Here is a 26,337-nt window from a genome sequence, read left to right as displayed (position 1 = left end):
CTCGGATCGGTTATCGGGGCGCCGGCGCAGGCTGGTCCTGCGCCTTCCGAGCGGCACCCACCGGACGATTGTCCAGAGTTTTGCGCGGTAGCAACAAAACCAGCAGCACACCCACGATAGTCGGCACCAGCAACGCGTAGAAGTTCCACCGCACGGGCAGACCGACCGCCACGATCCAGCCGAGCGCCAACGGACCGAGGACGCTTCCGACGCGGGAGACCGCCATGTAGGAGCCGACCGCCGAAGCCCGCACCGCCGGGGGGAACCAGGTGCCCGTGAAGACGTGCAGGATCGCCGCAGTGCCGTTCCCGCCGACTCCGGCGAGGACCACCGCCGCGTATACGGCCGCGGTCGGCGGGCCGACGCTCAACACCACCAGCGCGACGATCCCGAAGCCGAAACCGGTCAGCAGGACGCCACGCGGACCGATGCGGTCGGCGAACAGGGACAGCGCGAGGCTGCCGACGATCGCACCGACCGACAGTGCCGCGAGAAAGCCCAGTGCCGAAGTCAGCCCATACCCTGCCGCTCGCATGATCTGCGGCAACCAGGTGTTCAGGCCATAGATGAGCACCTGGACGGCAAAACCCGTCAAGCCGAACAGGATGAGGTTCCCCAGCAGCGGTCGGCGCAGCAGGGCGCGCAGGCCTGTCCAGCCGCGCTGCGGAGTAGCCGGTGCGGTCGTCGCGGCGGACGGCATCGGCAGCCCGGAGCGTCGCGCGACTTCCCGCGCTTCCTCGATCCTTCCCTTGGACATCAGGAAATCCGCGGACTCCGGCAGCAGGAACACGGCGACGGGCATGAGCAGGAGCAGCACGCCCGGGATCAGGTACATCGGGCGGAACCCCAGCTCCGGGATGACCGCTATCCCGAGCAGAGCCGAAGCGACACCGCCCACGGAGAAACCGGCGTTCCCGATCGCGGTGAACAGGTACCGGCGCGAGGGGGGCGCGAATTCGACGATGTAGGCGATGCAGACCGGAATCACGCCGCCGAGCCCGAGACCGCCGAGGAAACGGAACAGCCCGAACAGCTGGCTCGTCGGTGCGATCGCGCAGACCACCATGCACAGGGAGAACCAGGTCGAACAGAACACCAGCATTCGCTTGCGGCCCAGCACATCCGTCGCGAAGCCGCACAGCAGGGAACCGATCAGCAGACCGATCAGGCCGAGGCTCGCGATCAACCCGGCGCCGGCGGCATCGAGATGCCACGGCTGGTATTTCAGCAATACCGGGATGGTGGAACCGAAAACTGTGACGTCATAACCGTCGAAAATGATGATCAGACAACAGAACGCGGGTACGAAAAGGGTCAGTCTTCTGCCGCTCAGGGCGCCGGACGATCTCATGGGCATTCCTCGTCGTTGAGGGGAATTGTCAGGGGATCAGATGTTCACGGAACCGCCGGTGACATCGAGGCAGGCTCCGTTGACATAGCTCGCTTCCGGCGAACAGAGGAACAGGATCGCTGCCGCCTGCTCGTCCGGTTCGGCCAGCCGCCCCATGGGGTGCTGGGCGCCGACGGCGGCTCCGCCGTCGGGATAGAGGGCCTGGATACGGGGCGACAGCGTGGTGGAGGGTGCTGTCGCGTTGACGGTCACGCCGTGGGCCGCGATTTCGCGGGCGACGTGTTTGGTCAGCCCGATCACGCCCGATTTCGCTGCCGCATAAGCGGAAGAGCCAACCCGGGTCGGCATCCGCCCGGCTTCACTGGCGACCGTGACGACGCGACCCCAGCCGCGCTCGATCATGCCGGGCAGTGCCGCGTGGATGACCAGAAACGCGGAACGAAGGTTGATGGCGACCATCCGGTCCCATTCGGCGGGTTCGAGCTGGGCGGTGGCGGCGATGCTGGTGAGCCCACCCGCCGCATGCACGACGATATCGGGCGGTCCGAAGCTTTCGGTCGCCGCGGAGAAAATGCCGGCGACGGCTGATTCGTCGGACACGTCACCGAAGGCCAATTGCGCACGACCGCCATCCGCGATGATCTGCTTGACCACGCCTTCGCCGCCTTCACCGGCACGCAACGTCGCCGCCGTCACCGCGACTCCCCGTGCGGCCAGCTTTGCGGCCACGGCGGCACCGATCCCGCTGGCGGCTCCGGTGACGATCGCCGACCGTTCAGTCCAGTTAGGAGTGTCCACAGTGGTCATTCCGGTCTCGTTCACATGCTCTCCTTCGCTTCGGCAAGGCGCAGTCGCAGCCAGTCGGCGATCAGTACGTCACGGTCGCGCTTGTGGTTGTAGATGCAGTGGTCGCCGTCGGAGAAGACGACCATCTTCTTGTCCGCTGTCGGTGCGTCCCGCAGCATCGTCAGCGCCATCTCGTCCGATACCAGCGGATCCTTACCGCCGTGCACGACCAGCAGTGGATATCCGGCGTTGGGCCCGGCAGCGAGCGGCGTGACGGTACGCCAGCAGGCCAGCCCCTGTTCGGTTTCGTCGGTGCCGGCATAGGTGAGCATCTTCGTGAAGAACGTTCCGGCCGGCGGTACCGCCGAGGGCGCCGGGGCGCCGCCGTTGTCAACGCACGCACGGATCCGGGTATCCGACGCGGCGACGGCCATCGCGAAGCTGCCACCCATGCTGTTGCCGATGACGCCGATGGGGAGGCCCGGTGCGTGCGCGTCGAGAAAGTCGATCGCCCGCCGGAAGGCGTCGAGCCAGCGCGGGGTGAGGTAATGGCGGTGGGTCAGCCGGGTTTCGCCCTGCCCCGGGCCATCCAGCATCAGCGCGTCGATACCACGCGCCGCGAGCGCTTCCCCGACGCTGTCGAAATCCATGGCCCAGCCTTCGACGCCACCGACGACGACGGCCGAGCCGACGGCGGGACCGTCGCTGGCCAGGAGCCAGCCGGCCAGCGGGCCACCCGGGGTCTCGATCGTGACCCGTTCACGGTCACCGCTCAGCTCGGCGGCCCTGGCGTACTGCTCGGCGGCGTCGCCGAAGATCGTCCGCCGCTCGTCGGTGTCGGCGAGCATCATGATCTGGCTTATCCGCAGCAAGGCCGACGAACGGCGCAGATACGCGATCCGGGTCGGCCGGGGAGCGGGGCCGGCGTCATCGGCGCGCCGCAAACACGTGCCGGCGAGTTCGGTCGCGGCCTCCTGCCAGCGCTGCCCGCCGAGCACCCTGGCCCGCAGTTCGACCGCATCGGAGTAGTCCACGCCGTAGCCCATCGTGCGTTCGAGCGAGAACTGGCGCAGCGCGGCCTGCGACTCGGCGGGCAGTGCCGCGAGGGCCTCTTCGGTCTCAATGCGTCGCCCCGTATGCTCCCGCCGCACGATCGCCAACTCTTCGACGGCTTGTGACTGCGTCGTCATTCCTGATGCTCCTCGTTGTCGGGGCCATACCCTGCTGTGACCGAAGGCACGATCGGGCTCGCGATTCCATCCTCGGGTCCGGCCGGAATTCCGTCCAATACCAGTTCTGACCAGTGGACATAGGCCGCGCCTATCGTGTTACGGTCGGCGCCGTGCGCCTGCGCCAGCTGGAATACTTCGTCGCGATCTGCGAATCCGGTTCGTTCAGCGCGGCCGCGAACGAGTTGCTGGTCGCGCAGCCTTCGCTCTCGCAGCAGGTCAGGGCGTTGGAGGGCGAACTGGGCGCGGAGCTGCTGGAGCGTGGCCGGCAGGGAGTGGCGCTCACGGCCGCGGGCCGGGTCTTCCTGCCCAAGGCGCGAGCTGTACTGGCGGCGGTGGACGAGGCCCGAAAATCGGTGACCGACCTGGTGGGCGGGTTCGTCGGGGAACTGCACGTGCTCACGGTCCGGTCGGTGGCGTCCGGGGTGCTGCCCGCGGGAATCGTGCGCTGGCACGACGAATATCCCGCTACGGTGCTGCGCCTGCACGACTACTCCCACCGTCGTGACCTCGAGGCCGCGATGCGCGCCGGGCAAGGGGATCTGGCCATCGGACCGCGGCCGCGGGATTGGGACGGTCCCGTCGAAACGCTCGGTTTCGAAAGCCTGGTGGTGGCTGGTCGCGGGCCGTACGACACGCCGCGGGCCTCGGTGGCCGAACTCGGCGCCGCCAAGTGGGTCCACTTCGAATCCGAACAAGGGATGTCGGAAGTGCTCGAGTGGGCGGCCCGCTCGCTCGGGTTCACCCCGCGGGTCGTGGCGCGGGTCGGACAGGTCGCCGCCGCGCTGCGCCTGGCGGTCGAGGGAATCGGATACACGATCATCCCCGCCAACGCCGTCCCGCACGGCTGGAGTCAGCACGTGCGCCCGCTGGAACCGACGCTGTACCGGGAAATGACCGCGTACGGCCGCGGTCCGATGGTCCAGCTCGCGCGGCGGTTCGTGGATCTGCTGACGTCCGTGGAGCTGCCTTTGGTCACGCCGGAGGAGCTGCCGTCGGACGCGCTCGTCTGCTGAGCTGTTCAATGGGGGCCGGCTGCGCGATGCGCGGCCAGCGGGTCGAAGCCGAAGTCGCCGTCCGGATCGCGCCACACCGAATGCGCGTGGTTGGCGCCGCGTTGGGTGTTGTCGTATTCGACGAGTAAGCGCGGCCCGGTGAGCCGGTAGTAGTGCGGTTTGCCCGGCGCGAGGTCACCGGCCCAGGCCAGATGCACGAGATCGAGGTTGTGGTCGTCGAGGTAGTGCCGGCGATGCGCCTCCGCGATCGGAAGCGGGGCGCGATCGGTGTACGTCGCGAGCAGTTTCCGCAACAGCCCACGCTGCTCGGCGGTCAGCTCGACGCCGGCGACGCCCTGGGGTTCGGAAGGCAGCGCGAGCAGGGCGTGGTCCGCGTCGGTGTAGCCGGACCCGCTTTCGGCGGCTTCGTCGATCCGATCGACCTGCGCGGCCAGCCGTGGTGTCGGCAGCCGGCCGCGGAACAGGTTCTGCATGTGCATCATCCGGTCCCCGGCGCGGATACGGGCGCGGTTTCCGGAAACGATGTCCGAGATCGCGCGCGGGTGCAGGAGCGCGCGGGCGCGTCCGGCCGGCGGCAGGGACTCCATCAGGCTGCGCGCCAGATCCTCCGCGCCGCCGATGGGACGCAACGTCCCGCCGAGCAACGGCGACGCCGCGGGGTCCGCCCCGAGAAACGATGGCGTCGCCGACGCGATCCGCCCGTCACGCACCAGAAGATTTACCGACAGGTGGTGCCCGCCGACGCGCCAGCCCCAGGTGGGATCGCCGGGCCGGCCGAACACGCGGACCCAGTACAGGCCCGGATCACGGCCCCGTTCCCGGCCCCAGTCGACCTGCCATCCCTCGAGCTCGTCGAGGATGTTCTCCAGGCCCATCACGACACACGCGGTCGTATAGGCCTGCCGCGTCATTCCGGTGGCCAGCAGCCGCATCGCGAGGCTTTGCTGGCGCGGGGCCAGTTCGCGCAGCGCGACCCCGCCGTGGTCGGTCGGCGTGTAGAACCACCGGACCCGCTCGGCCTCGACGGCGGGATCACCGAGCGGAGTTTGTTGTGCGCGGGCAAGGATTCCTGGCGCCAGTGAAGCCAGGAATTCGGACGCGATGGCTGCCATCTGTTCGACGGCCGAGTGTTCGTCCATGCTCGGGTCACCTCAGATTTCGCTGTCGGTGATATCCAGCATGACCTTGATCGCGTCCCCGCGCCGTTCGGCGTAGGTGTCGAACGCCTCGGACACTTCTTCGAGCGGAAAATGGTGCGTGACAAGGATTTCCGTGTCGAGGCGTCCTCGGGCGGCCAGCGAGACGGCACGCGCGAGGGAACCGGCGCCCTCACCGCGCACGGTGCGTAGCGTGATGTCGTTCATCACGGCGTGGTTGAGGTCGGTGGTCACGGATTCGCCGAAGAAGCCGACGAGCACGATCGTGCCGCCACGCCTGGTCATGCGCAGTGCTTCGTCGACGGCGGGCGCCGCACCGGAACACTCCAGCACGACATCGGCGCCTTCCCCAGCGGTGGCTTCGCGGATCAGCGCGACGGCATCGTCGTCATGCGTGTTCAGGGCGAGGCCGGCACCCAGCGCCCGACCGAGTTTCAGCCGGGATTCCCTGGTGCCCACCAACGCGACCAGCTCCGCGCCGAGCTCCTTCGCGACCTGCGTGGCGAGCAACCCGATCGGCCCCGGACCGAGGATGGCGACCCGGGCGCCGACCAACAGGCTGCCCAGCACGTCGAAGGCGTGCATGACGGTGCCCACCGTGGTCAGCACGACGCCGGCGTCGAAGCTCAGGTGATCAGGGAGGCGATGCAGGGTCGAGACGTGGTTGAGGGCGTAGTCGGCGAAGCCTCCGTTGACGGTCATCCCCTGGGTGCGGTGCCCTTTTTCGCGACGACCACTGTTCAGGCAGGCCGTGTAGGACCCGGAAAGGCAGTTGGCACAACGCATGCAGCCTCGGTGCGCCTCGGTGACCACCCGGTCGCCGATCCGGAATTCGTCCACTGTGGACCCGACGGCCACCACGCGGCCGGCGTATTCGTGGCCCGGCACGAAGGTTCCGGGCGGCGGGCCGCCGTCCGGGAAGAACGCCCGGCTGCGGATCTTGAGGTCGGTACCGCACAACGACGCGCGATGCACCCGCACCAGCACGTCCTCGGGTCCCGGTTCCGGGACGGGCAGTTCACGTACGCTGATCCGGCCGGGGTCGGCCAGCACGGCCGCCCGCATCACGCCCGGGATCGCGGCCATCGGCGGTCCTCACTTTCGGTTTGCGGTTCGCACCAGTTTGCGTGCGGTGTTTCCGTGGTGTCCAAGACGATTCGCCCCGGGGCTCGATAGCCGTTTCCTATGGCCGCGGCGAGAGTTTGATATTTGCGCCCCGAACCTACGAAGCGCTTTGGTGGAACGGGAAAGCGGAAGGAGTTCGATGGATCTGGGTATCGCGGAACGGGTCGCGCTGGTGCACGGCGCCGGTGGCGGGCTTGGTGGTGCGGCCGCCGTCCGGCTCGCCGGGGAGGGCGCCGTCCTGGCGGTCGCCGACGTGCGGGCGGAGGCGGCGGAGGCCACGGCCGAGGTGATTCGTGGCAAGGGTGGGCGTGTCCTCGCGCTGGAATGGGACCTGGGTGACCTTTCCACGATCGAGCCGAACATCGGGCGGATCGAGGATGAACTCGGGCCGGTGGACATCCTGGTGAACAACACCGGTGGCCCGCCGCCGACCGCGGCGCTCGGCAATTCCCCGACCGCGTGGACCGAGCATTTCCGGTCCATGGTGCTTTCGGTGATCTCGATCGCGGACCGGGTGGTCCCGGGAATGCGTGACCGCGGCTGGGGGCGAGTGGTGACCAGCACGAGTTCCGGTGTGGTGGCACCGATTCCGAACCTTGGTCTGTCCAATTCCCTGCGGGCCGCGTTGGTGGGCTGGTCGAAGACGCTGGCCCGCGAGGTCGGCCGGGACGGCGTCACCACGAACATCGTCGTGCCGGGACGGATCGGCACCAACCGGATCCGGGCACTCGACGAGAGCAAGGCGGCGCGCGAAGGCAAGGCTGTGGACCAGGTCGCCGACGAAAGCACGGCGTCGATCCCGCTCGGCCGGTATGGCGACCCCGCGGAATATGCCGCGGTCGTGACTTTTCTCGCGAGCGCACCGGCTTCCTACGTCACCGGCACCCTCGTGCGGGTCGACGGCGGCCTGATTCCCAGTATCTGAGTGGAGTGACGTTGATCGACAGGACCAGCCATGGTGTGTACACGATCATGCCGACGCCCTTTCATTCCGGCGGCGAGGTGGATCTGGATTCGCTGCGCCGTCTCGTCGACTTCTACGAGGCCGCCGGGGTGGACGGGCTCACGGTGCTGGGGCAGTTGGGCGAAGCGCCGAAGCTGACGCACGCCGAGTCGGTGGAAATCGTGCGCGTTGTTCTCGACCGGACCCGGCTGCCGGTGGTCGTCGGCGTGTCCGCACCGGGTTTCGGCGCGATGCGGACGCTGACCGAAGAAGTCATGTCCCTGGGCGCATCGGGGGTGATGATCGCGCCACCCGCGAATTTGCGGACCGACGACCAGATTGTCGGTTATTACACGCAAGCTGCCGCGGCGCTCGGTCCCGGCGTGCCCATTGTGGTGCAGGATTATCCGCTGACGTTTTCCGTCGTGATGTCGGTACCGGTGTTGTGCCGGATCGCGCGCGAGGTGCCTTCGGTGGTGATGCTCAAGCACGAGGACTGGCCGGGCCTGGAGAAGATCGGGGCGCTGCGGGCGGCGGAGGAAAAGGGCGAGCTCCCGCGACTGGCGATTCTGTGCGGAAACGGCGGCCTGTTCCTTGATTTCGAAATGCGCAGGGGAGCGGACGGTGCGATGACCGGATATTGTTTTCCCGAACTTCTGCTGGACGTCGTTCGCCTGGCCGGGGAAAAGCGGACGGAGGAATTGCACGATATCTTCGACGCGCATCTGCCGTTGATCCGCTATGAGCAGCAACCGGGGGTCGGGCTGGCGGTCCGCAAGCACGTCTTGCGGCGGCGGGGTCTTCTTGCCAGTGACACCCAACGGAAGCCGGGCCGTTCGCTGAGCGCGGTCGAACGTGACGACGTGGACCTGTTGCTGGCACGCCTTGCCCGGCGCGATTCACGGGCACGGTTATGATGCCGCGGTGGTCGATACGAACGAAGCGTCGCTGAGCGCCACAGTCAAGGCATATGACGACATCGCGCCCGAATACATCGAGTTCATCGGGGACGGGCTCGCTTCGCTTCCGTTCGATCATTCGGTGCTCGCCGCTTTCGCGGGACTGGTGCGGCAAGACGGGTCCGGCCTCGTAGGCGATCTGGGCTGCGGACCGGGATACATCGCACGCCACTTGCGGGATCTGGGAATCGACGTATTCGGCGTCGACCTTTCGACACGATTCATCGAGCACGCGCGCAGCCGTTATCCGGATATCGAGTTTTCCCTCGGCTCGATCGCTGCATTGGACACGGCGGACAATACACTTGGCGGGATCGTCTCGTGGTACTCGATCATCCATGCCCCACCCGCCGAAGTCCCCGGATATTTGGCGGAATTCCACCGGGTACTCGCGCTGGGCGGATACCTGCTGCTCGCGTTCTTCGAATCGGAAGGTGGCCCGGTGGCGCCGTACGACCACCGGGTCACCACGGCTTATCGCTGGCCGATCGACGGCTTGATGGAGGTGGCACGGGCCGCCGGATTCGCCGAAGTCGGCCGGATGCTACGCCGGCCGCTGGAGGGTGAACGCTTTCAGCGCGGCCACCTGATTCTCCGCAAGATCTAGCGAAGAGCCGCGCCACCGACGATTTCCGCGGCAATTCCGGGAATTGCGTCAGCGGTGCCAGTGGCGGCCGCCGCCGCGTGGCCAGTTCTGGTACGGGTTCTGGTAACCGCCCGGGTTGACCGGCCACACATACGTGCCCGCCGGCAGTTTCGGCGGGGCGACCCGCGGCGGCGCCGCTGCCGTCGGCTTCGCCGGTGCGGGCTTCGCCGTGCTCGGCAGTTTGCCCGTGAACCTGCCCTGGTCCGGCTGCTTCGCCGGGGCGGTCGCCGGGATTGCCGCCGTGCTCGCCGGCGCGGCGGAGGCAAGCGTCACGACCTGCGCCCCCACCGGAGCCGATGCCAGTAGCCGGCCGGACTCGGGGGTGTTGTTGCTCGGCACCGGACCGGCGGCCCGGTCGCCGCCATCGGAACCCGGCGGCTGCGCGTTCGTCAGTGCCCAGCCACCCGCCAGCACGGCACCCGCGAACGCGAGCCCGGCAATCTTGAGACCGGCCCGCGCCGGGCGGTTCTTCTCGGCACGCGGCTCGGCTTCGAGCAGTGCGGCGACCGTGGTCTGGTCGTAGCGGTACTGGGTGGCGGTCTCGTCAACCGGCGGGAACGCCGGGAGGGTGCCTTCGAGCCCGCCGGGACGTGCGCGGCGGTGCGGGACCTGGCCGGTGCGGGCACCGTTGCGGGCCAGCAATTCGGCGACGGTGGTCGCCCCGGACGTGGCGTCGAGACTGTGGGTCGCTGTCGTCACGGAGCGTTGCCCTCCTCGTCCTTCGTCTGGGTGACCGCAGCTTAGCTGGCCGCGTCACCCTATCGTGGTCCGCGTCCCCGCGGGCAAGAGTTTCCGGGCGGAAATCCAGGCCCACGCGCATACTGGGCGCGTGCCCGGGGACTGGATCCTGCACGTCGACATCGACCAGTTCATCGCGGCTGTCGAGGTGGCGAGGCACCCGGAGCTGCGCGGACGCCCGGTGATCGTCGGCGGCGCCGGAGATCCGACCCAGCGGGGAGTTGTGGCGACAGCGTCGTACGAAGCACGCGAATTCGGTGTCCAATCCGGGCTGCCATTACGCACCGCGGCCAAGCGCTGCCCCGATGCGGTGTTCCTGCCGGTCGACAAACCGGCTTACGAAGAGGTGTCCGAGCGGGTCATGGCGACCGTGCGCCGGTTCCCCGTCGTGGTCGAGGTGCTCGGCTGGGACGAAGCCTTCGTCGGCGCGAGCACGGATGATCCCGAGGCGCTGGCCGCCGAAATCCGGCGTGCGGTCGCCGAGGACACCGGCATGTCGTGTTCGGTCGGCATCGGCGACAACCGGTTGCGCGCGAAGACCGCGACCGGGTTCGCCAAGCCGGCGGGCGTGTACCGGCTGACTCAGGACAACTGGTCCAAGGTGATGGACAGCCGTCCCACCGAGGCGTTGCAAGGCGTCGGCCACCGGACCCGGAAAAAGCTGGCCGAACTGGGCATCGAGACCGTCGGCGAGCTCGCCGTTGCCGACCGGGACGTGCTGGCCGCGCGGTTCGGGCCGACGATGGGGCCGTGGTACCGGCTGCTCGCGCGCGGCGTCGGTGACCGCGAGGTCAGCGCGACGCCCTACGTGCCGCGTTCCCGCAGCCGCGAGGTGACCTTCCAGCAGAACCTGACCGATCCCGCTCGGATCGCCGCTGAGGTCGCCGACCTGGCGCGCCGGGTCGCGGACGACGTCGTCGCCGAAGGGCGGCCGGCGGCGCGTGTCGCGGTGAAGATCCGGTTCGCGCCCTTCCTGACGCAGACCCGAAGTCTGACGCTGGAAGCGCCGACGAGCGATGCGGATGTCCTGCGGGCAGCGGCGTTGGCCGTGCTCGGCCGGTTCGAGGACAGCCGCCCGGTACGCCTGCTCGGCGTGCGCGCCGAGTTCGGGTGCTTTCCGCCTTTTGTCCGGAATACGCGAAAATCCCCGCCAACGGCGGCTGGTTAGTTGGTGATCACCCAAATAGGGTGCGGCCCATGGCACAGTCGTCAGCGGGCGCGCGTCAGCGCCTCACCTCCGATCAGCGGAACTCCTTCCTTGCCGCGGTGCTGGGCTGGACGATGGACGCGTTCGACTACTTCATCGTCGTGTTCGTCTACGCCGATATCGCCAAGAGCTTCGGGATGCAGAAGGCCGACGTCGTGTTCATCACGACCGCGACCCTCATCATGCGACCGGTCGGGGCCTTGCTGTTCGGGCTGTGGGCCGACCGGGTCGGCCGCCGGATTCCGCTGATGGTGGACGTCATTTTCTATTCGATCGTCGGTTTCCTGTGCGCGTTCGCGCCGAACTTCACGGTCTTGCTCATTCTGCGGCTGTTGTACGGCATCGGGATGGGTGGCGAATGGGGACTCGGCGCCGCGCTCGCAATGGAGAAGATTCCGGTGAAACGGCGCGGGTTCTTCTCCGGACTGTTGCAAGAAGGCTATTCCTTCGGCTATTTGCTGGCCTCGCTCGCGTCGCTGGTCATTCTCCACTGGGCGGGTCTTTCCTGGCGGTGGCTGTTCGCGTTGAGCATCGTCCCGGCGCTGATCAGTCTCATCATCCGCGCTCGCGTCAAGGAATCCGAGGTGTGGGAGAGCGCGCGGGAAAGGCTGCGCGTGACCCGTACGTCCATAAAGGACATTCTGCTCGACCCGAAGATCATCCGCCGGTTCATCTATCTCGTGCTGCTGATGACCGCGTTCAACTGGATGAGCCACGGCACGCAGGACGTCTACCCGACCTTCCTGTCCTCACACACCTCTGGTGGGGCAGGCCTTTCCACGACGACGGCGACCTGGATCGCGGTGGTCTACAACGTCGGAGCGATCACCGGTGGCCTGGTTTTCGGCTCGCTGTCGGAACGTTTCGGCCGTCGCTACACGATCGCGTTCTGTGCGGTGCTGGGATTGCCGATCGTGCCGTTGTTCGCGCTGTCGCAGACCGCGGCGCTGCTGTGCCTCGGTTCGTTCCTGATGCAGGTCGTCGTGCAGGGTGCGTGGGGCGTGATCCCGGCGCACCTGACCGAGATGTCGCCGGACGCGATCCGCGGTTTCTACCCCGGCGTGACCTACCAGCTGGGGAACTGCCTTGCCGCGTTCAACCTGCCGATCCAGGAAGGCCTCGCGGAAAGCCACGGTTACCCGTTCGCGCTGACCGTGACGATCATCCCGGTGCTGCTCGTGGTCACCGTGCTGACGCTGGTCGGCAAGGAGGCGAAGGGCATCAGCTTCGGGTCTTCGCAGGTTGCGTCGGCCCCGGTCACGACCGAAAGTTGAGGCATGGAAGCGACGCGGCTGGCCGAAGCGGTCCGGGCGGGCGAACTCGACCCGGTCCGGCTGACCGAGCGGGTACTCGACGGCATCGAGGCGGCCGACCGCGTCGTGGGCGCGTTCCGGAAGGTGCGGCCGGAGGCCGTCGCCGAGGCGCGGGAGCTGGCGCGACGGTCTGATCTGGCGCGGTTGCCACTGGCCGGAGTCCCGGTCGCCGTCAAGGATGTCACCGAGATCACCGGGGAGTACGCGTCCTCGGGTTCGGCGGCCACCACGACCGAACTGTCCACAGAGGACTCATTGGTGGTGCGGCGGCTACGTGCGGCGGGTGCCGTGATCGTCGGCATCACCAGGGTGCCCGAGCTGTGCTGCTGGCCGATGACCGATTCGCCGGACGGGATCGCGCGCAACCCGTGGCAGCCCGCGTACACCGCCGGCGGGTCGTCCGGTGGTAGCGCCGCCGCTGTGGCCGCGGGGCTGGTGCCGGTCGCGCACGGCACCGACGGGCTCGGCTCGATCCGGCTGCCCGCGGCGATGTGCGGGCTGGTCGGTATCAAGCCGGGCGCGGACCTGCTCGGCGAAGGGGGCTGGTACGGCATGTCGACGCACGGCAGCCTCGCCACGACCGTCGCCGATGCAGCGCTGTTGCTCGGGGTGCTGGCCGGTCGTCCAGACCTCGCGCGGGTCGGCGGGCCGGGCAGGCTGCGGGTCGCGGTGTCGAGCGAGGTGCCGTTGACCCGTGCGCCGGTGCCGAAACCGTTGCGGGACGCCGTTGATCGCGTCGCGGATGTGCTGACCGCTGCGGGCCACGCGGTCGAGCGTGCGACGCCGCGGTACGGAATCGAGCCGGCGCTGGGGATATTGGGCCGCTGGTTCGCGGGCCCGGCGGAGCACGCGGATGGTCTGGACAAGACGCTGTTGCAGCCGCGGACGCGGACGCACGTGCGAATCGGTGACACCCTGCGTAAGGCGCGGTTGATCCGGCCAGGCACGAAAAACCGTTGGCTGGCCAGGGCGGCGGAGTTTTTCGGGCGCTACGACATCCTGGTGACGCCGGCACTCGCCACGCTCCCGCCGAAAGCCGCCCGGTGGCACGAACGCTCCTGCCTCGCGAACGCCATCCCGTCGATCCGGCTGGCCGGCTTCGCGGGCCTGTGGAACCTGGCCGGCTACCCGGCGATCTCCGTCCCCGCCGCGCGGCACGGTCACGACCTGCCGATCGGGGTACAGCTGGTGGCCGGCCCCCAGGGGGAGGCCCGGCTCTTGGCACTGGCGGCCCAGCTGGAGGCGCACAACCCCTGGCCCCGGTTACCGGGTTAGGCGCGCGGCGTTCCCGGCAGGTCGCCGCCCTGCAGGGAACGTGCGCCCACGCCATCACCCCGACCCAATGGTCGAACCACTCACCGCGCTACGGCCGGCGAACCGCTACTTGTTCTTGAGCGATGCCGGCTGCACGGGCTCCTGCGCCGGTTTCGTCGGCGTGGCTTCCTTTTTCTCCACCGGCTTCACGACCTTCGTCGGTGCGGCGAACGTCGCCAGCGGCTTTTCCTGCGCGGGGTTCGTCGGCGCGTCCACCGGTGCGGGGCGGCTCATGTCCACCACCGACTCCTTGCGCAGCGGCGTCAGCGAAGCCTGGCTGCCCGCCAGCACGTCGTTGGCCTTGCGCAACCGCGAGAGTGCCTGTTCGCTCAGCGAGTTGAGCTGCTGCACCTTCCGGTTCGCCTCGTCCTCGCGGCGCTCGGCATCCGCCGTCGCCTCCGCGACGAGCCGCTTCGCCCGCGCTGTCGCCTCGTCGACCAGTCGCTTCGCCTCCGCCGTCGCCTCCGCGAGCCGGCGCTCGGCTTGGTTCTTGCTCGCCGTCTGCTGGTCGGCGATGTGCTTCTCGAGCGCGGCTCGCTGCGCGGTCATCGACGCCTCGAACTCGTGCTCGATGGTGCGCCGTTTGCGCTCCGCCTCGATGTCCAGCGCGGCCCGCCGGTGCGCCGCCTCCGTGGTCAGCTTGCGGACCTCGGCCTTCGTCGTCTCCAGCGCGTTCTTGTGCTCGGTGTCGAGCGCCTGCGCGGTGGTCTCGAGCTGGTCGATCAGCTTCTGGTACCGCTCACGCAGCTTGCTGGACACATCGGTGCTCGACGCCCAGTGCTCCTCCGCCGCGACCTGCGCCCGGGACACGATCTCCTCCGCACGCGCGTTCGCGAGGTCCACCGTGCGCTGCATCCGCTCGTCAAGATCCTCGAGCCGCTCCGGCGGCCGCTTCAACTCCTCGACCCGCGTGCGCAACCGCTGGATCTCGGCGCGGGCGTTCTCCAGTTCCCGGGACATCGTGCTCGCCTGCGCCATGGCCGCGTCACGATCGGCCATCAGACGGCGGAAATTCATCTCGACATGATCCAGGTACTGCAGCACCTGGCCACGGTCGAAACCGTGCCACGCCTGGTTGTAGTCGCGTTTCAGCGGGAGCAGGGCGTTGTCTCGCTCGGGAACCATGCCGACGAAGGTACCCGCGTACACGGTGTTAGCGCCGTCAGGTCAGTGTGTGTCCGTGCTCAATGGACTCACCCACTTGACTTACCAATGGAAGCCGCGGGTGAACTTGATCAACCGGGTCGCCGCTTTGGACAGATGGCGTTCACCCTTGCCGAGCTTGATCTCGCCGCTGCCGCCCGCCGCCGCCGAGTCCGGGAATATGCGGTAACCCTCGTACGCCACCGTATCCACGAGTCCCGGCAGGAACGTGTACGCGGCTTGGATGAGATAACCCTCCGGAGTGCCGATGTGCTTGGGCCGGTCCTTGAGTGCACGCACGACCATGTTCGCCGCCTGATCGGGTGATTTTGTAGGAAACGCGTCGTAGATCTTCGTCGGCCGGATCATCGGGGTGCGCACGAGCGGCATATGGATGGTGGTGAACGTGACGCCGTCGCCGTGGGTTTCGGTCGCGGCGATCTTGCTGAAATAGTCCAGCGCCGCCTTCGACGCGACATATGCGGAGAACCGGGGTGCGATGCCCTGCACACCGATCGACGAAACATTGACGATATGCCCGAACTTGCGTTCCGACATATGCGGCAGCACGGCCAGAATCAGTCGCACGGCACCGAAATAGTTGATGGCCATCGCGCGCTCGTAATCGTGGAACCGGTCGTACGACAGTTTGATCGACCGGCGGATCGACCGGCCCGCGTTGTTGACCAGCATGTCGATCCGGCCGTGCTCTTCGATGATCTGCTTGACCAGCTTGTTGATCGATTCCTCGTCGGTCAGATCCGCCGGGTACACCGACGCGCTGCCGCCGGCCGCGACGATCTCGTCGCGCACCTCCTCCAGTTCGTGCCGGCGGCGGGCCACGAGCAGCGGCACCGCGCCCTCGGCCGCGACCTTGAGCGCGGTGGCGCGGCCGATCCCCGACGAGGCGCCGGTGATGATCACGCGCCGCCCGTCGAGTTCGCCACGGGTGCCGTGCGTGCGGGCGCGGAACGGGTCGAGATGCTCGCGCCAATAGCGCCACAGCACGTCCGCGTACTTCTCCAGCCGCGGCACCTCCACGCCGCTGGACGCCAGTTCCTTGCGGGTCGCCGAGGAAGCGAACACCGACGGGAAGGAAAAGGTTTCGAGCAGCACCGGCGGAATGCCCAGCCGGGCAAGGAAAGCGTCACGCACCAAGGACACGCCGGGCACGTGCTCGCTCAGCTTCGCCAGTTGCAGGATGCCCTTCGAGACGCGTTTGTCGAGCTGCAGGTTGATCGTCGGCGCACCGGCGGCCTTCGCGAAGGCGTTGTACACCGACACGACGGACTGTGGCTTCGGGCTGACCAGGTGGAAGGTGCTGCCGTCGAGATTCGGTTTGCGCACCAGGGCGACGAGCGCCTTGGCCACGTAGTCGACCGGGACGATGTTGGTATCGCCCAGATCCGGCCCGGCGAGCGGCACGTTCGGTATCCGGTTGAGCTTGTCGATGGCCGTGAACAGGTAGTACGGACCGTCCACTTTGTCCATCTCGCCGGTCTCCGAGTGTCCGACCACGATGGCCGGACGGTAGACCCGCCACGCGACGTCGTGCTGCTCGCGAACCAGTCGCTCGGCCTCGAACTTCGTCCGGTGGTAGGCGGTGGGCAGCCGCTGGCCGGCGTCGAACATGTCCTCGGTGAACACGCCCTCGTGATCGCCGGCGACGGCGACGGACGACACGTGGTGCAGACAACCGGCGTGCACGTCGGCGGCGAGTTCGACGACCTTGCGGGTACCGTCCACATTGGCCTGAATGCTCGTCTCGTCGTCCGCGGTGATGTCGTAGAGCGCGGCGAGATGGATGAGATGATCGACCTTGCCGCGCAGCTCTTCGCGGGTCTGCTCGTCGACGCCGAGACGCTCGGCCGAAAGGTCACCGGTCACGAGCGCGACCTTCTCCGGATGCGGCCACCTCTGCACGAGTTCCGCGAGCCGCTCGCGGGAGGAGGCGCGGACCAGAAGATGGACCTGCTCGGTGTCCTCCTTGGCCAGCAGGAGCTCGGTGAACTGGCGGCCGATGAGGCCGGTGGCGCCGGTCACGAGATAGCCGGGCATGGTGCCGCCCTTCGGTTGCGTGCGTGCGAGACCTGTGGGGCCACATTGTGCTCGTCCCGCGGCCCGGGGACCACTACTAGCCTGGTACGGCGATCATGACGTCGGAAGAGTGGGTAAAGTCGCCTTTACTTGACGGGAACTGGTCGGCGGCCGCGGTCGTTGGACCTGTTGCAGGTGCCAGGAGATCCAGGAGGATCAAGGTGCGTTCCACAAGCAACCCCGCGTTCCGGAATTTGCCGGCGAACGCGGGTTACGGCCAGTACGGGCCGAACGTAGGTTTCAACCAGCCGCAGGGCGGCGTGCCCGGTTACGGCGGGCCGCAGGTGCCCACGGGTGCCGCCGACCGTCCGATGACGGTCGACGATGTGGTCATCAAGACCGGGCTTTCGCTCGGCACGGCCCTGGTCACCGGCGTGCTCGCGGCGATATGGGCACAGGGCCAGGCCGACACGCGGGCCACCGGTGCGCTCGTGGGCGTCATGTTCGTCGCCATGCTCATCGGTTTAGGGCTGGCGCTGGTGATGGTCTTCCGGCAGAAGCCCAGCGGTCCGATGACGTTGCTCTACTCGGCGGCCGAAGGTGTTTTCCTCGGTGTCATCACCGGGCTGTTCGAGATGCTCTACCCGGGTATCGCGCTCCAGGCGATCCTCGGCACCGCGGGCGTGTTCGTCGCGATGCTGGTGGTCTACAAGACCGGTGCGGTCAAGGTCACGCCGAAGCTGACCAAGTGGATCATCGGCGCCACCGCCGGCGTCATCATCCTGATGCTCGCGAACCTGCTGCTGTCGCTGTTCGGGGTGAACATGGGGCTGCGCGACGGCGGCGCGCTGGCGATCATCTTCAGCCTCGTGGTGATCGGGATCGCGGCGTTCAACTTCCTGCTCGACTTCGACATGGCCGACCGGATGATCCGGGAGGGCTACCCGTCGAAGTGGGCGTGGTTCGCCGCCTTCGGCCTGATGACCACGCTGGTCTGGCTGTACCTGGAAATCCTGCGGTTGCTGTCGTACCTGCAGAACGACTAGCGACCATCCGGAAGAAACAGAGGACGCTCATCACGGATGAGCGTCCTCTGTTGTCTTTCCGGCTCAGCTCAGGCGCTCGAGCACCATCGCCATGCCCTGCCCGCCGCCGACGCACATCGTCTCCAGGCCCCACTGCTTGTCGTGGTGCTGCAAGGAATTGATGAGCGTCGAGGTGATGCGGGCGCCGGTCATGCCGAACGGGTGGCCGACCGCGATCGCGCCGCCGTTGACGTTCAGCTTGTCCAGATCGATCCCGAGGTCCCGGTAGGACGGGATGACCTGCGCCGCGAACGCCTCGTTGATCTCGACAAGGTCGATGTCCGAAATGGACAGTCCGGCCTTGGCAAGCGCTTTCTTCGACGCCTCGACCGGCCCATAGCCCATGATCTCCGGCGACAGCCCGCTCACCCCGGTCGACACCACACGCGCAAGCGGGGTCAGGCCGAGCTCCTTCGCCTTGGTGTCGGACATGATGACCAGCGCCGCGGCACCGTCGTTGAGCGGGCAGCAGTTGCCGGCGGTGACCCGGCCGTCGGGGCGGAACACCGGCTTGAGCCCGGCCACACCCTCCAACGTCACGCCGGGGCGCGGGCCATCGTCCTTCGACACAACGGTGCCGTCGGGCAGCGTGACCGGCGTGATGTCCTTGGCCCAGAAGCCATCCGCGATGGCCTTCTCCGCCAGGTTCTGCGAGCGGACGCCGAATTCGTCCATCTCCTCGCGCGAGACGTTCTTCAACCGCGCCAAGTTCTCCGCGGTCTGGCCCATCGCGATATAGACGTCGGGCAGCAGGCCGGACTCGCGCGGGTCGGTCCAGGAATCCGCGCCCTCCGCCGCGACCTTCGCGGTACGGGCCTCGGCGTCGGCGAACAGCGGGTTCTGCGTGTCGGGCCAGGAATCCGAGCTGCCCTTGGCGAAGCGGGACACGGCCTCCACGCCCGCGGAGATGAACACGTCGCCCTCGCCCGCCTTGATGGCGTGCATCGCCATGCGGGTGGTCTGCAGGCTGGAAGAGCAGTACCGGGTGATGGTGCAGCCGGGCAGGTGGTCGTAGCCGAGCTCAACGGCGACGACGCGGCCCATGTTGAAGCCCGACTCGCCGCCGGGCAGGCCACAGCCCAGCATCAGGTCGTCGATGTCCTTCGGGTCCAGCTGCGGAACCTTGTCGAGCGCGGCCCGGACCATCTGCGTGGCGAGCTCGTCCGGGCGCAGGTTCACGAGTGATCCCTTGCCGGCCCGTCCGATGGGCGAGCGGGCGGTCGACACGATCACTGCTTCAGGCATGGCGGACACTCCTTCGGGTCAGACTAAGCGCGTGCTTAGCCACATCCTGCCTCTTTCCCGCCGCTGGGCAAACCCGGAAGCGACGTGGACCACGGTCCAGTCGCCGGTCCCTCGCCCACCGCCACCCTCAACGGAAGCTCTCCGAGCGGCTAGCCTTCCCCTTGTGGAGTACTACGAACACGTCATCGACCTGGTGGGCAACACTCCGCTGGTCAAGCTGAACGCGCTCACCGAGGGCCTGCAACCGCTGGTGCTGGCGAAGGTCGAGTACCTCAACCCCGGCGGCAGCGTGAAGGACCGCATCGCGCTGCGCATGGTGGAAGCTGCCGAGGCCTCCGGCGCGCTCAAGCCGGGTGGCACGATCGTCGAGCCGACCTCGGGCAACACCGGCGTCGGGCTCGCGATGGTCGCCCAGCGCAAGGGTTACCACTGCGTCTTCGTCTGCCCCGACAAGGTCAGCGAGGACAAGCGCAACGTGCTCAAGGCGTACGGCGCGCGCGTGGTCGTCTGCCCGACCGCGGTGCCGCCGGAACACCCCGACTCCTATTACTCGGTATCGGACCGGCTCGTCGAGGAGATCGACGGCGCGTGGAAGCCGAACCAGTACGCCAACCCGGAGAACCCGGCCAGCCACTACCACTCCACGGGGCCGGAGATCTGGCGGCAGACCGAAGGCCGGATCACGCACTTCGTCGCGGGCGTCGGCACCGGCGGCACCATCTCCGGTACCGGCAAGTACCTCAAGGAAGTCTCGGACGGGCAGGTCTCGGTCATCGGGGCGGACCCGGAGGGTTCGGTGTACTCCGGCGGCACCGGGCGGCCGTACCTCGTCGAAGGGGTCGGCGAGGATTTCTGGCCGCAGACCTACGACCGCGACATCGCCGACGAGATCATCGCGGTCTCCGACGCCGAGTCCTTCGACATCACCCGGCGGCTCGCGCTCGAAGAGGGGCTGCTCGTCGGCGGTTCGTGTGGGATGGCCGCAGCCGCCGCACTGCGCCTGGCGAAGCGGCTCGGCCCGGACGACGTCATCGTCGTGCTGCTGCCCGACGGTGGCCGCGGGTACCTGGGCAAGGTCTTCAACGACCAGTGGATGTCGGCGTTCGGCTTCCTGTCCCCGGACCGCTCGGGCGCCACGGTCGGCGACGTGCTGAGGGCGAAGACGGGCGCGCTGCCGGATCTTGTGCACACGCATCCGAACGAGACCGTCGCCGAGGCGGTGGCGATCCTGTCCGAGTTCGACGTCAGCCAGATGCCGGTGGTCAGCGCGGAGCCGCCGGTGATGGCGGCCGAGGTGGTCGGCGCGGTCATCGAACGAGATCTGCTCGAAGCGCTGTTCACCGGCAAGGCCAACCTCGCCGACCGGCTGGACCGGCACATGTCCGCGCCGCTGCCGACGATCGGGGCGAGTGAACCGGTCGGCGCCGCGATGAAAGCTCTCTCCAGCGCGGACGGCGCGCTGGTGCTGCTCGACGGGAAACCGGCCGGTGTGGTGACACGCCACGACTTGCTGGGCTTCCTGGCGGGCAGAAATGGGTAGACTTATCGTCCTTTTCGTCCGGGCCGTTACGAGCATCGTGACCGGGCATCCGCTAGCGTGTGCGCCCAGAGCACACACAGCCTTTCAAGGGGGTTCCAGGCCCACATGAGCGCTCCGCAGCCACCGAACCAACCCTGGGGTGGGGGGCAACAGCCGCCTCAGGGCCCGCCGAGTGGTTCACAACCGCAGCAAGACAGTCCGTTCGGTTCGTCGGAGCCGACTCAGGTCGTGCAGACCGGCCAGCAGCAGGGCGGCTCCTTCGGGGAGTCCGCCGAGCCGACCCAGGTCGTCCAGCCTGGCCAGCACGTTGAGCACACCGAAGGCGAGGCGAGCACCGGCGGGGAGTCGGCCGGTGACACCTCGGGCGCCAGCCCGGCCCCGTCGTCGATCCCGTACGCGCCGCCGCCGAGCGCCGCGGACAACCCGGCCGCGCTCGGTCAGCAGCCGGGCGCCTTCGGGCAGCCGCCGCAGGGCTTCGCGCAGCCGGGTCAGCCTCCTCAGCCGGGCCAGTTCGGGGCGCCTCCCGGCGGTTTCCCCGGTCAGCCGCCGCAGCCCGGTCCGTACGGTCAGCCGCCACAGGGCTTCGGGCAACCGGGTCAGCCCGGCGGGTTCGGCGGACCGCCCGGGTACGGCGGGGCCTACGGCGCGCCCGCCGGTGGCGGTGCCAACCCGCAGCAGCTGTTCGGCTGGATCGCGGCCGGTGTGGTCGCGGCACTCGGCCTTGCCGCCGCGATTCTCGCCTTCACGCTCATGGGCGATCTCAGTAGCGGCACGTCCGACTGTGAGAGTGCCGGGCTGAACCCGCAGTTCTGCGCCCAGCTCGCAGAGCAGGCGAGCGGCAAGATCACGCAGGGCTGGATCTACACCATCCTGATGGCGCTCGGTGCCCTTGCCGCTGTCGGCGGTGCGGTGTTGCTGTTCTTGAAGAACAAGATCGCGAGCTTCCTCACCGCGGGCGGCGGCGCGGTGCTGTTGATCGGGGCGCTCATCTTCCTCATCGCGCTGAGCAGCCCGACCCGGGTGGTGCTCAACCTGGTCTTCGGTGTGCTGATCGCCGCCGTCGGCGTGCTGGCGCTCCTCCCGCAGACGGCCCAGTTCGTGGGGCTCGGCGGAAGCCCCGGTCCCGGCGGACCGGGCGGCCCCGGCGGGTTCGGCGGTCCGCCCACCGGCGGGTACCCGGGCCAGCCCGGCGGGTTCGGTCAGCCGGCGCCGTACGGCCAGCCGCCGCAGGGTTACGGTCAGCCGCCGGCACCGCAGTACGGTCAGCAGCCCTACGGGCAGCCCCCGTATGGCCAGCAACCGGGCGGCCCGGCGCCGGGCAGTGGCGGTTTCCCGCCGCCGGGCGGTGGATTCCCGCCGAGTGGTGGGTTCCCGCAGCCGAATCCGTACGGCCAGCAGCCGGGTCCCTACGGTCAGCCCGGCCCGTACGGGCAACCGCCGCAGCAGCCGGGTCAGCCCGGACAGCCGCCGCAACAGTCCTGGTGACAGGCTGAAAACAGCTCGATGCCCCCGGCCGGAAGGCCGGGGGCATCACTGTTTTCCGGCGCCCGCGCGCGGTTAAAGTGACCGCACCAGCCGCGCTCTCCTCTGGGGGCACCGTGACCAACCTGTACGGCCGGCCCGCACGAGGGCCGGTCCCAGCGCGGCGACCCCGTGGCGTCACGGCGATTCTCGGTGGTCTGGCCGCGCTGGCGCTGGCCGGCGCGCTCGGCTACCTGCCGGTCAGGGTGTTCATCGACTTCGGTATCGACGACCTGCCGAAGGACGCCAAGATCGTCCTCGGGCTCTACTTCGGCGCTGCGTTGATCCTCTTGCTGGGGGCGCTCGGCACGTTGTTCCGCGCGGTCGCCGGGGCGGTGCTGCTCCTGATCGGCGCGCTCGCCACGATCGGCGCGGTCGTCACCGAGCCGCTGCTGCTCTATCCGGACTACTTCACGCAGTTCTTCGCCGCGATGTTCCGGTTCGAGCCGGAGAACGCCTTCGTACGGGTCGCGGCGACCGTCGGCGGGCCGGTTGTGCTGGTGCTGGCAGCACTTCCCGCGACATTCCGGTATCTGCGGTACGAGCCGGGCGACTACCCGAGTCCGGCGCAAACCCACCCAGAACGCAGCCACCCACCACCGGACTGGTAGGCCATGAGCTATGGAATCTCGGCCTTCGCGCGGTGGCGGTACCGGCATTCCCGCGGCGGTGCTCGCGTTGCTGGGCGGGATCTTTCACCTCGTCGGCGTCGCCGGCGGTTCGGTGATGCTCGCCGGGGACGGTGATCTTGGCCGCGCGTTGCTGACGTTCCTGCTGCACCTGATCGTCGCGGCGATGTTGATCATCGGCGGGGTGGGGCTGATTCTCGCCAAACCGTTCGGCCGTGCCTGCACCATCGCCGGCGCGGTACTGGCCCTGTTGCTGTACGTATCGGTGCTGGTCCTGGGCGCGTTCGGGGTCTACTTCCTCGGCCTGGGGGACCGGTCGCTGCCGATCGGCTGGACCGCGGTGCTGTGCGTGCCCGCCGTGGTGACGATCGTGCTGGCCGGGCTTCGGCCCACCGCACGATGGGTCACCAGCGGTTGGTCGTAACCTGGGCGGCATGACTGGAGACGCTTCCCGGTTCGGTTTCGGGACCCGTGCGATTCACGCAGGTCAGGACCCTGATCCCCGGACCGGTGCGGTCATCGTGCCGATTTACCAGACCTCCACCTACGCGCAGGACGGAGTCGGGGGCACGCGCGAGGGTGACTACGAGTACTCGCGTACCGCGAATCCGACCCGCACCGCGCTGGAGCAGCAGCTCGCCTCGCTGGAAGGGGCCCGGCACGGGCTCGCCTTCGCGTCGGGCATGGCGGCCACGGATGCCGTGCTCCGCACCACGCTGCGTCCCGGCGACCACCTGGTGCTCGGCAACGACGCGTACGGCGGCACGTTCCGGCTCATCGACAAGATCATGACGCACTGGGGTGTCACGTACACCGTCGCGAACCTCGCGGACGTCGACGCGGTGCGGGCCGCGGTCCGTCCGGAGACGAAGCTCGTGTGGTGCGAGACCCCGAGCAACCCGCTGCTCGGTATCGCCGATATCCCGGCGCTAGCCGCCGTCGCGCACGGCGCCGGGGCACGACTGGTCGTCGACAACACGTTCGCGACGCCGTACCTGCAAACCCCGCTCGGTCTCGGTGCCGACATCGTCGTGCACTCGACGACGAAGTATCTCGGCGGGCATTCCGACGTCGTCGGCGGTGCGGTGCTGACGAACGAGGACGAGCTGCGTGAGCAGTTGTTCTTCCTGCGCAATGGCGCGGGCGCGGTGCCAGGCCCGTTCGACGTGTGGCTGACGCTGCGCGGGGTCAAGACGCTCGCGGTCCGCATGGAGCGGCACTGCGACAACGCCGAACGGGTCGCCGAGGCGCTGGTCGCGCACCCGAAGGTCGCGCAGGTCTACTACCCGGGGCTGCCCGGGCACCCGGGGCACGAGACGGCCGCGAAGCAGATGCGGCGGTTCGGCGGGATGGTGTCGTTCCGGCATGTCGACGGCGAGCAGGCCGCGCTGGACACCTCGGCGCGCACGAAGCTGTTCATCCTGGCCGAGTCACTGGGCGGGATCGAGTCGCTGATCGAGCACCCCGGCCGGATGACCCACGCCAGCGTCGCCGGTTCGATGCTGGCTGTCCCCGCCGATTTGCTGCGCCTGTCCGTGGGGATCGAGGACGCCCAGGACCTGGTCGCCGACGTGCTCGAAGCGCTGGGTTAGAGAATGTATGCGAGTGGTTTGCGTAACGGTGCGGGTGGCGGAACCTGAGGCGGCCCCTGGCTCCGGGATCGCCTCCTCATGTATGCCGATACACCACGTCGGCGCTGTCCTCGCCAGGAACCACCTCAGAACCCGCGCCGGGGCCAGTTGCCTGCCCACCGCAAGCGGCTCCGCCGCTTAAGAAAAGAACCTAGGGGCGGTAGTTGCCGGAGAACTGCCCGGCGGTCGGATGCTGGGTGGTGTGCAGCTGCTCCAGCGTGGTCTGGTCCACGCAGCCACCGACGAGCTCCAGGTGGTTGTCGTGGCGGATGTACTGCGCGGGATCACCGCAGGTGGCGCGATCGACCGTGTAGAACGCGGCGCCGGTCAACGCCAGCGCGGAGGTGATCGCCGCGGCCAGAGGCAGCGCCCCGGCTGAACGACTGATCCGGCGAGAGCCGCCGTCCGCCCCGTTCCGCCTTCGCATCGTTACTCCCTGATTCCTGTCCCGGCCGGCTCCAGGGTACCGAAACCGCGTGAACCGCCGTGGCATCATCCCGTTATGCGATTGGTGAGCCCGGACCGGATCAGTGCGGCGCGCAAGCTGCTCGAGGGCGTCGTCCGGCTGACTCCCTTGGAACACGCGCGCGATCTGGAAAAGGTTCACACGACCGCGGTCCATCTCAAGTGTGAAAATCTCCAGCGCACCGGCTCGTTCAAGATCCGTGGCGCGTACACCCGGATCCACGGGCTCAGCCAGGAGGAACGCGGGCGCGGTGTGGTCGCCGCGAGCGCCGGTAACCACGCGCAGGGGGTGGCGCTCGCCGCATCGCTGCTCGGTATCAAGTCGACGGTTTTCATGCCGATGCGGGCGCCGTTGCCGAAGCTGGCCGCGACCCGCGGTTACGGCGCCGACGTGCACCTGCACGGCGAGGTCTTCGACGAGACACTCGCGGAGGCGGTGGCCTTCGCCGAGCAGACCGGCGCGGTGCTGATCCACCCCTTCGATCACGAGGACGTGATCGCCGGTCAGGGCACCGTGGGGCTCGAACTGCTCGAACAGGCACCGGACATGGGCACGGTCCTGGTGCCGGCCGGCGGCGGCGGTCTCGTCTCAGGTATCGCCGCCGCGGTGAAAGCGCAGCGGCCGGGCACGCGGGTCGTCGCCGTGCAGGCCGAAGGCGCGGCGGCGTTCGTCTCCTCGCTCGCAGCCGGGAAACCCGTGCGGCTGCGCCAATCCCACACGATGGCCGACGGGATCGCGGTCGGCGAGCCCGGCGCGCTCACGTTCGAGCATGTGAAAGCCCTGGTCGACGATGTCGTGACGGTGACAGAGGAATCGCTTTCCCGCGCGGTGCTGCTGTGCCTGGAACGGCGGAAGCAGGTGGTCGAGCCCGCGGGTGCGGCGGCCGTCGCGGCGCTGCTGCAGTACCCGGGCGAGTTCCCGGGCCCGATCGTCGGCGTCCTGTCCGGCGGCAACGTCGATCCGCTGCTGTTGCTGCAGATCATTCAGCACGGGATGACCGCGGGCGGGCGCTATCTTTCGTTGCGGTTGAAGGTGCCGGACCGGCCGGGCGTGCTCGCGACGGTGCTGTCGCGGATCAGTGAACTGGGGGCGAACGTGCTGAACGTGGAGCACTCCCGGGTGTCCGGCACGCTCGCACTCGGCGAGGTCGAGGTCGCGCTGAACCTGGAAACCCGTGGCTCGGAGCACTGCCGGGAAGTCACCACAGAGCTCGAAAATCTCGGCTACACCCTCGTCTCCGAACAGTCCTTTTAGGA

The 26,337-nt window shown here is 68.4% G+C and carries 24 protein-coding genes; 14 read left to right on the top strand and 10 right to left on the bottom strand.

All coding sequences use genetic code 11. The features are described from left to right. Window positions 1-10: 10 nt before the first annotated feature. Genes GKO32_RS09750 through GKO32_RS09740 form a run of 3 tightly spaced genes read right to left on the bottom strand, consistent with a single transcriptional unit; the run spans window position 11 to window position 3,327 of the window. A complete protein-coding gene (locus tag GKO32_RS09750) occupies window positions 11-1,351 on the bottom strand; it encodes an MFS transporter (protein ID WP_166459458.1) in 1,341 nt (446 codons plus the stop codon). Window positions 1,352-1,387: 36 nt separating this feature from the next. After that, entirely contained in the window at window positions 1,388-2,173 is a 786-nt protein-coding gene (locus tag GKO32_RS09745; RefSeq protein WP_154756448.1) for an SDR family NAD(P)-dependent oxidoreductase, read from the bottom strand. Further along, window positions 2,170-3,327, bottom strand: coding sequence for an alpha/beta hydrolase (locus GKO32_RS09740; protein ID WP_154756447.1), 1,158 nt, complete (start codon window positions 3,325-3,327; stop codon window positions 2,170-2,172). The genes GKO32_RS09745 and GKO32_RS09740 overlap by 4 nt, the downstream gene beginning before the upstream one ends. A 152-nt stretch (window positions 3,328-3,479) precedes the next feature. Here GKO32_RS09740 and GKO32_RS09735 point away from each other — a divergent pair, with 152 nt between their 5' ends. Continuing rightward, window positions 3,480-4,382: a LysR family transcriptional regulator gene (locus tag GKO32_RS09735; RefSeq protein WP_154756446.1), complete on the top strand. Its 903-nt coding sequence runs from the start codon at window positions 3,480-3,482 to the stop codon at window positions 4,380-4,382. Between the two features lie 5 nt (window positions 4,383-4,387). On the opposite strand, the gene GKO32_RS09730 is transcribed toward GKO32_RS09735, so the two are convergent. Next, window positions 4,388-5,521, bottom strand: a complete 1,134-nt coding sequence (locus GKO32_RS09730) for a DUF3500 domain-containing protein (RefSeq protein ID WP_208024343.1) — start codon at window positions 5,519-5,521, stop codon at window positions 4,388-4,390. A gap of 12 nt (window positions 5,522-5,533) precedes the next feature. Continuing rightward, complete coding sequence (locus GKO32_RS09725; protein WP_154756445.1) at window positions 5,534-6,625, bottom strand: zinc-dependent alcohol dehydrogenase; 1,092 nt, start codon at window positions 6,623-6,625, stop codon at window positions 5,534-5,536. Between the two features lie 178 nt (window positions 6,626-6,803). On the opposite strand from GKO32_RS09725, the gene GKO32_RS09720 reads away from it, so the two are divergent. Genes GKO32_RS09720 through GKO32_RS09710 form a run of 3 tightly spaced genes read left to right on the top strand, consistent with a single transcriptional unit; the run spans window position 6,804 to window position 9,173 of the window. After that, window positions 6,804-7,589 (top strand): SDR family oxidoreductase, encoded by a 786-nt coding sequence (locus tag GKO32_RS09720; protein WP_154756444.1) that lies wholly within the window; start codon window positions 6,804-6,806, stop codon window positions 7,587-7,589. Window positions 7,590-7,600: 11 nt separating this feature from the next. Beyond that, on the top strand, window positions 7,601-8,524 hold the full coding sequence (locus GKO32_RS09715) for a dihydrodipicolinate synthase family protein (RefSeq protein WP_208024342.1): 924 nt from the start codon (window positions 7,601-7,603) through the stop codon (window positions 8,522-8,524). A 7-nt stretch (window positions 8,525-8,531) separates the two neighbouring features. After that, window positions 8,532-9,173, top strand: coding sequence for a class I SAM-dependent methyltransferase (locus GKO32_RS09710; protein WP_312867751.1), 642 nt, complete (start codon window positions 8,532-8,534; stop codon window positions 9,171-9,173). A gap of 48 nt (window positions 9,174-9,221) precedes the next feature. On the opposite strand, the gene GKO32_RS09705 is transcribed toward GKO32_RS09710, so the two are convergent. Beyond that, entirely contained in the window at window positions 9,222-9,911 is a 690-nt protein-coding gene (locus tag GKO32_RS09705) for a hypothetical protein (RefSeq protein ID WP_154756443.1), read from the bottom strand. 130 nt (window positions 9,912-10,041) lie between these two features. On the opposite strand from GKO32_RS09705, the gene GKO32_RS09700 reads away from it, so the two are divergent. The 3 genes from GKO32_RS09700 to GKO32_RS09690 are packed head-to-tail and all read left to right on the top strand — an operon-like array spanning window position 10,042 to window position 13,745. Beyond that, complete coding sequence (locus GKO32_RS09700) at window positions 10,042-11,118, top strand: DNA polymerase IV (RefSeq protein ID WP_312867750.1); 1,077 nt, start codon at window positions 10,042-10,044, stop codon at window positions 11,116-11,118. A 29-nt stretch (window positions 11,119-11,147) separates the two neighbouring features. After that, window positions 11,148-12,431, top strand: a complete 1,284-nt coding sequence (locus tag GKO32_RS09695; protein WP_154756442.1) for an MFS transporter — start codon at window positions 11,148-11,150, stop codon at window positions 12,429-12,431. A gap of 3 nt (window positions 12,432-12,434) precedes the next feature. Further along, window positions 12,435-13,745, top strand: a complete 1,311-nt coding sequence (locus GKO32_RS09690; protein ID WP_154756441.1) for an amidase family protein — start codon at window positions 12,435-12,437, stop codon at window positions 13,743-13,745. Between the two features lie 105 nt (window positions 13,746-13,850). Here the strand turns inward: GKO32_RS09690 and GKO32_RS09685 are convergent, their stop codons facing one another. Next, on the bottom strand, window positions 13,851-14,909 hold the full coding sequence (locus GKO32_RS09685) for a coiled-coil domain-containing protein (protein ID WP_208024341.1): 1,059 nt from the start codon (window positions 14,907-14,909) through the stop codon (window positions 13,851-13,853). Between the two features lie 81 nt (window positions 14,910-14,990). Continuing rightward, complete coding sequence (locus GKO32_RS09680; RefSeq protein WP_154756440.1) at window positions 14,991-16,985, bottom strand: SDR family oxidoreductase; 1,995 nt, start codon at window positions 16,983-16,985, stop codon at window positions 14,991-14,993. A gap of 200 nt (window positions 16,986-17,185) precedes the next feature. Here GKO32_RS09680 and GKO32_RS09675 point away from each other — a divergent pair, with 200 nt between their 5' ends. Continuing rightward, window positions 17,186-18,010, top strand: coding sequence for a Bax inhibitor-1/YccA family protein (locus GKO32_RS09675; protein ID WP_312867749.1), 825 nt, complete (start codon window positions 17,186-17,188; stop codon window positions 18,008-18,010). Between the two features lie 63 nt (window positions 18,011-18,073). Here the strand turns inward: GKO32_RS09675 and GKO32_RS09670 are convergent, their stop codons facing one another. Then, a complete protein-coding gene (locus GKO32_RS09670) occupies window positions 18,074-19,294 on the bottom strand; it encodes an acetyl-CoA C-acetyltransferase (RefSeq protein WP_154756438.1) in 1,221 nt (406 codons plus the stop codon). Between the two features lie 163 nt (window positions 19,295-19,457). On the opposite strand from GKO32_RS09670, the gene GKO32_RS09665 reads away from it, so the two are divergent. The 5 genes from GKO32_RS09665 (at window position 19,458) to GKO32_RS09645 (ending at window position 24,576) form a co-directional block, all read left to right on the top strand. Beyond that, entirely contained in the window at window positions 19,458-20,834 is a 1,377-nt protein-coding gene (locus GKO32_RS09665) for a cystathionine beta-synthase (protein WP_312867748.1), read from the top strand. Window positions 20,835-21,062: 228 nt separating this feature from the next. Then, window positions 21,063-22,319, top strand: coding sequence for a phage holin family protein (locus GKO32_RS09660; protein ID WP_312867747.1), 1,257 nt, complete (start codon window positions 21,063-21,065; stop codon window positions 22,317-22,319). A gap of 113 nt (window positions 22,320-22,432) precedes the next feature. Then, on the top strand, window positions 22,433-22,966 hold the full coding sequence (locus GKO32_RS09655) for a hypothetical protein (RefSeq protein ID WP_312867746.1): 534 nt from the start codon (window positions 22,433-22,435) through the stop codon (window positions 22,964-22,966). A 10-nt stretch (window positions 22,967-22,976) separates the two neighbouring features. Next, entirely contained in the window at window positions 22,977-23,408 is a 432-nt protein-coding gene (locus tag GKO32_RS09650; protein ID WP_154756435.1) for a hypothetical protein, read from the top strand. 10 nt (window positions 23,409-23,418) lie between these two features. Beyond that, a complete protein-coding gene (locus tag GKO32_RS09645) occupies window positions 23,419-24,576 on the top strand; it encodes a cystathionine gamma-synthase (RefSeq protein ID WP_154756434.1) in 1,158 nt (385 codons plus the stop codon). Window positions 24,577-24,766: 190 nt separating this feature from the next. Here the strand turns inward: GKO32_RS09645 and GKO32_RS09640 are convergent, their stop codons facing one another. Beyond that, window positions 24,767-25,042, bottom strand: a complete 276-nt coding sequence (locus GKO32_RS09640; RefSeq protein ID WP_154756433.1) for a hypothetical protein — start codon at window positions 25,040-25,042, stop codon at window positions 24,767-24,769. A 75-nt stretch (window positions 25,043-25,117) separates the two neighbouring features. Here GKO32_RS09640 and ilvA point away from each other — a divergent pair, with 75 nt between their 5' ends. Beyond that, window positions 25,118-26,335, top strand: a complete 1,218-nt coding sequence (gene ilvA, locus GKO32_RS09635; RefSeq protein WP_154756432.1) for a threonine ammonia-lyase — start codon at window positions 25,118-25,120, stop codon at window positions 26,333-26,335. Window positions 26,336-26,337: the final 2 nt, after the last annotated feature.

It is taken from the genome of Amycolatopsis pithecellobii, assembly GCF_009707865.1.
Taxonomy (GTDB): Bacteria; Actinomycetota; Actinomycetes; order Mycobacteriales; family Pseudonocardiaceae; genus Amycolatopsis_E; species Amycolatopsis_E pithecellobii.
This window is presented reverse-complemented; position numbering and strand designations above follow the sequence as displayed.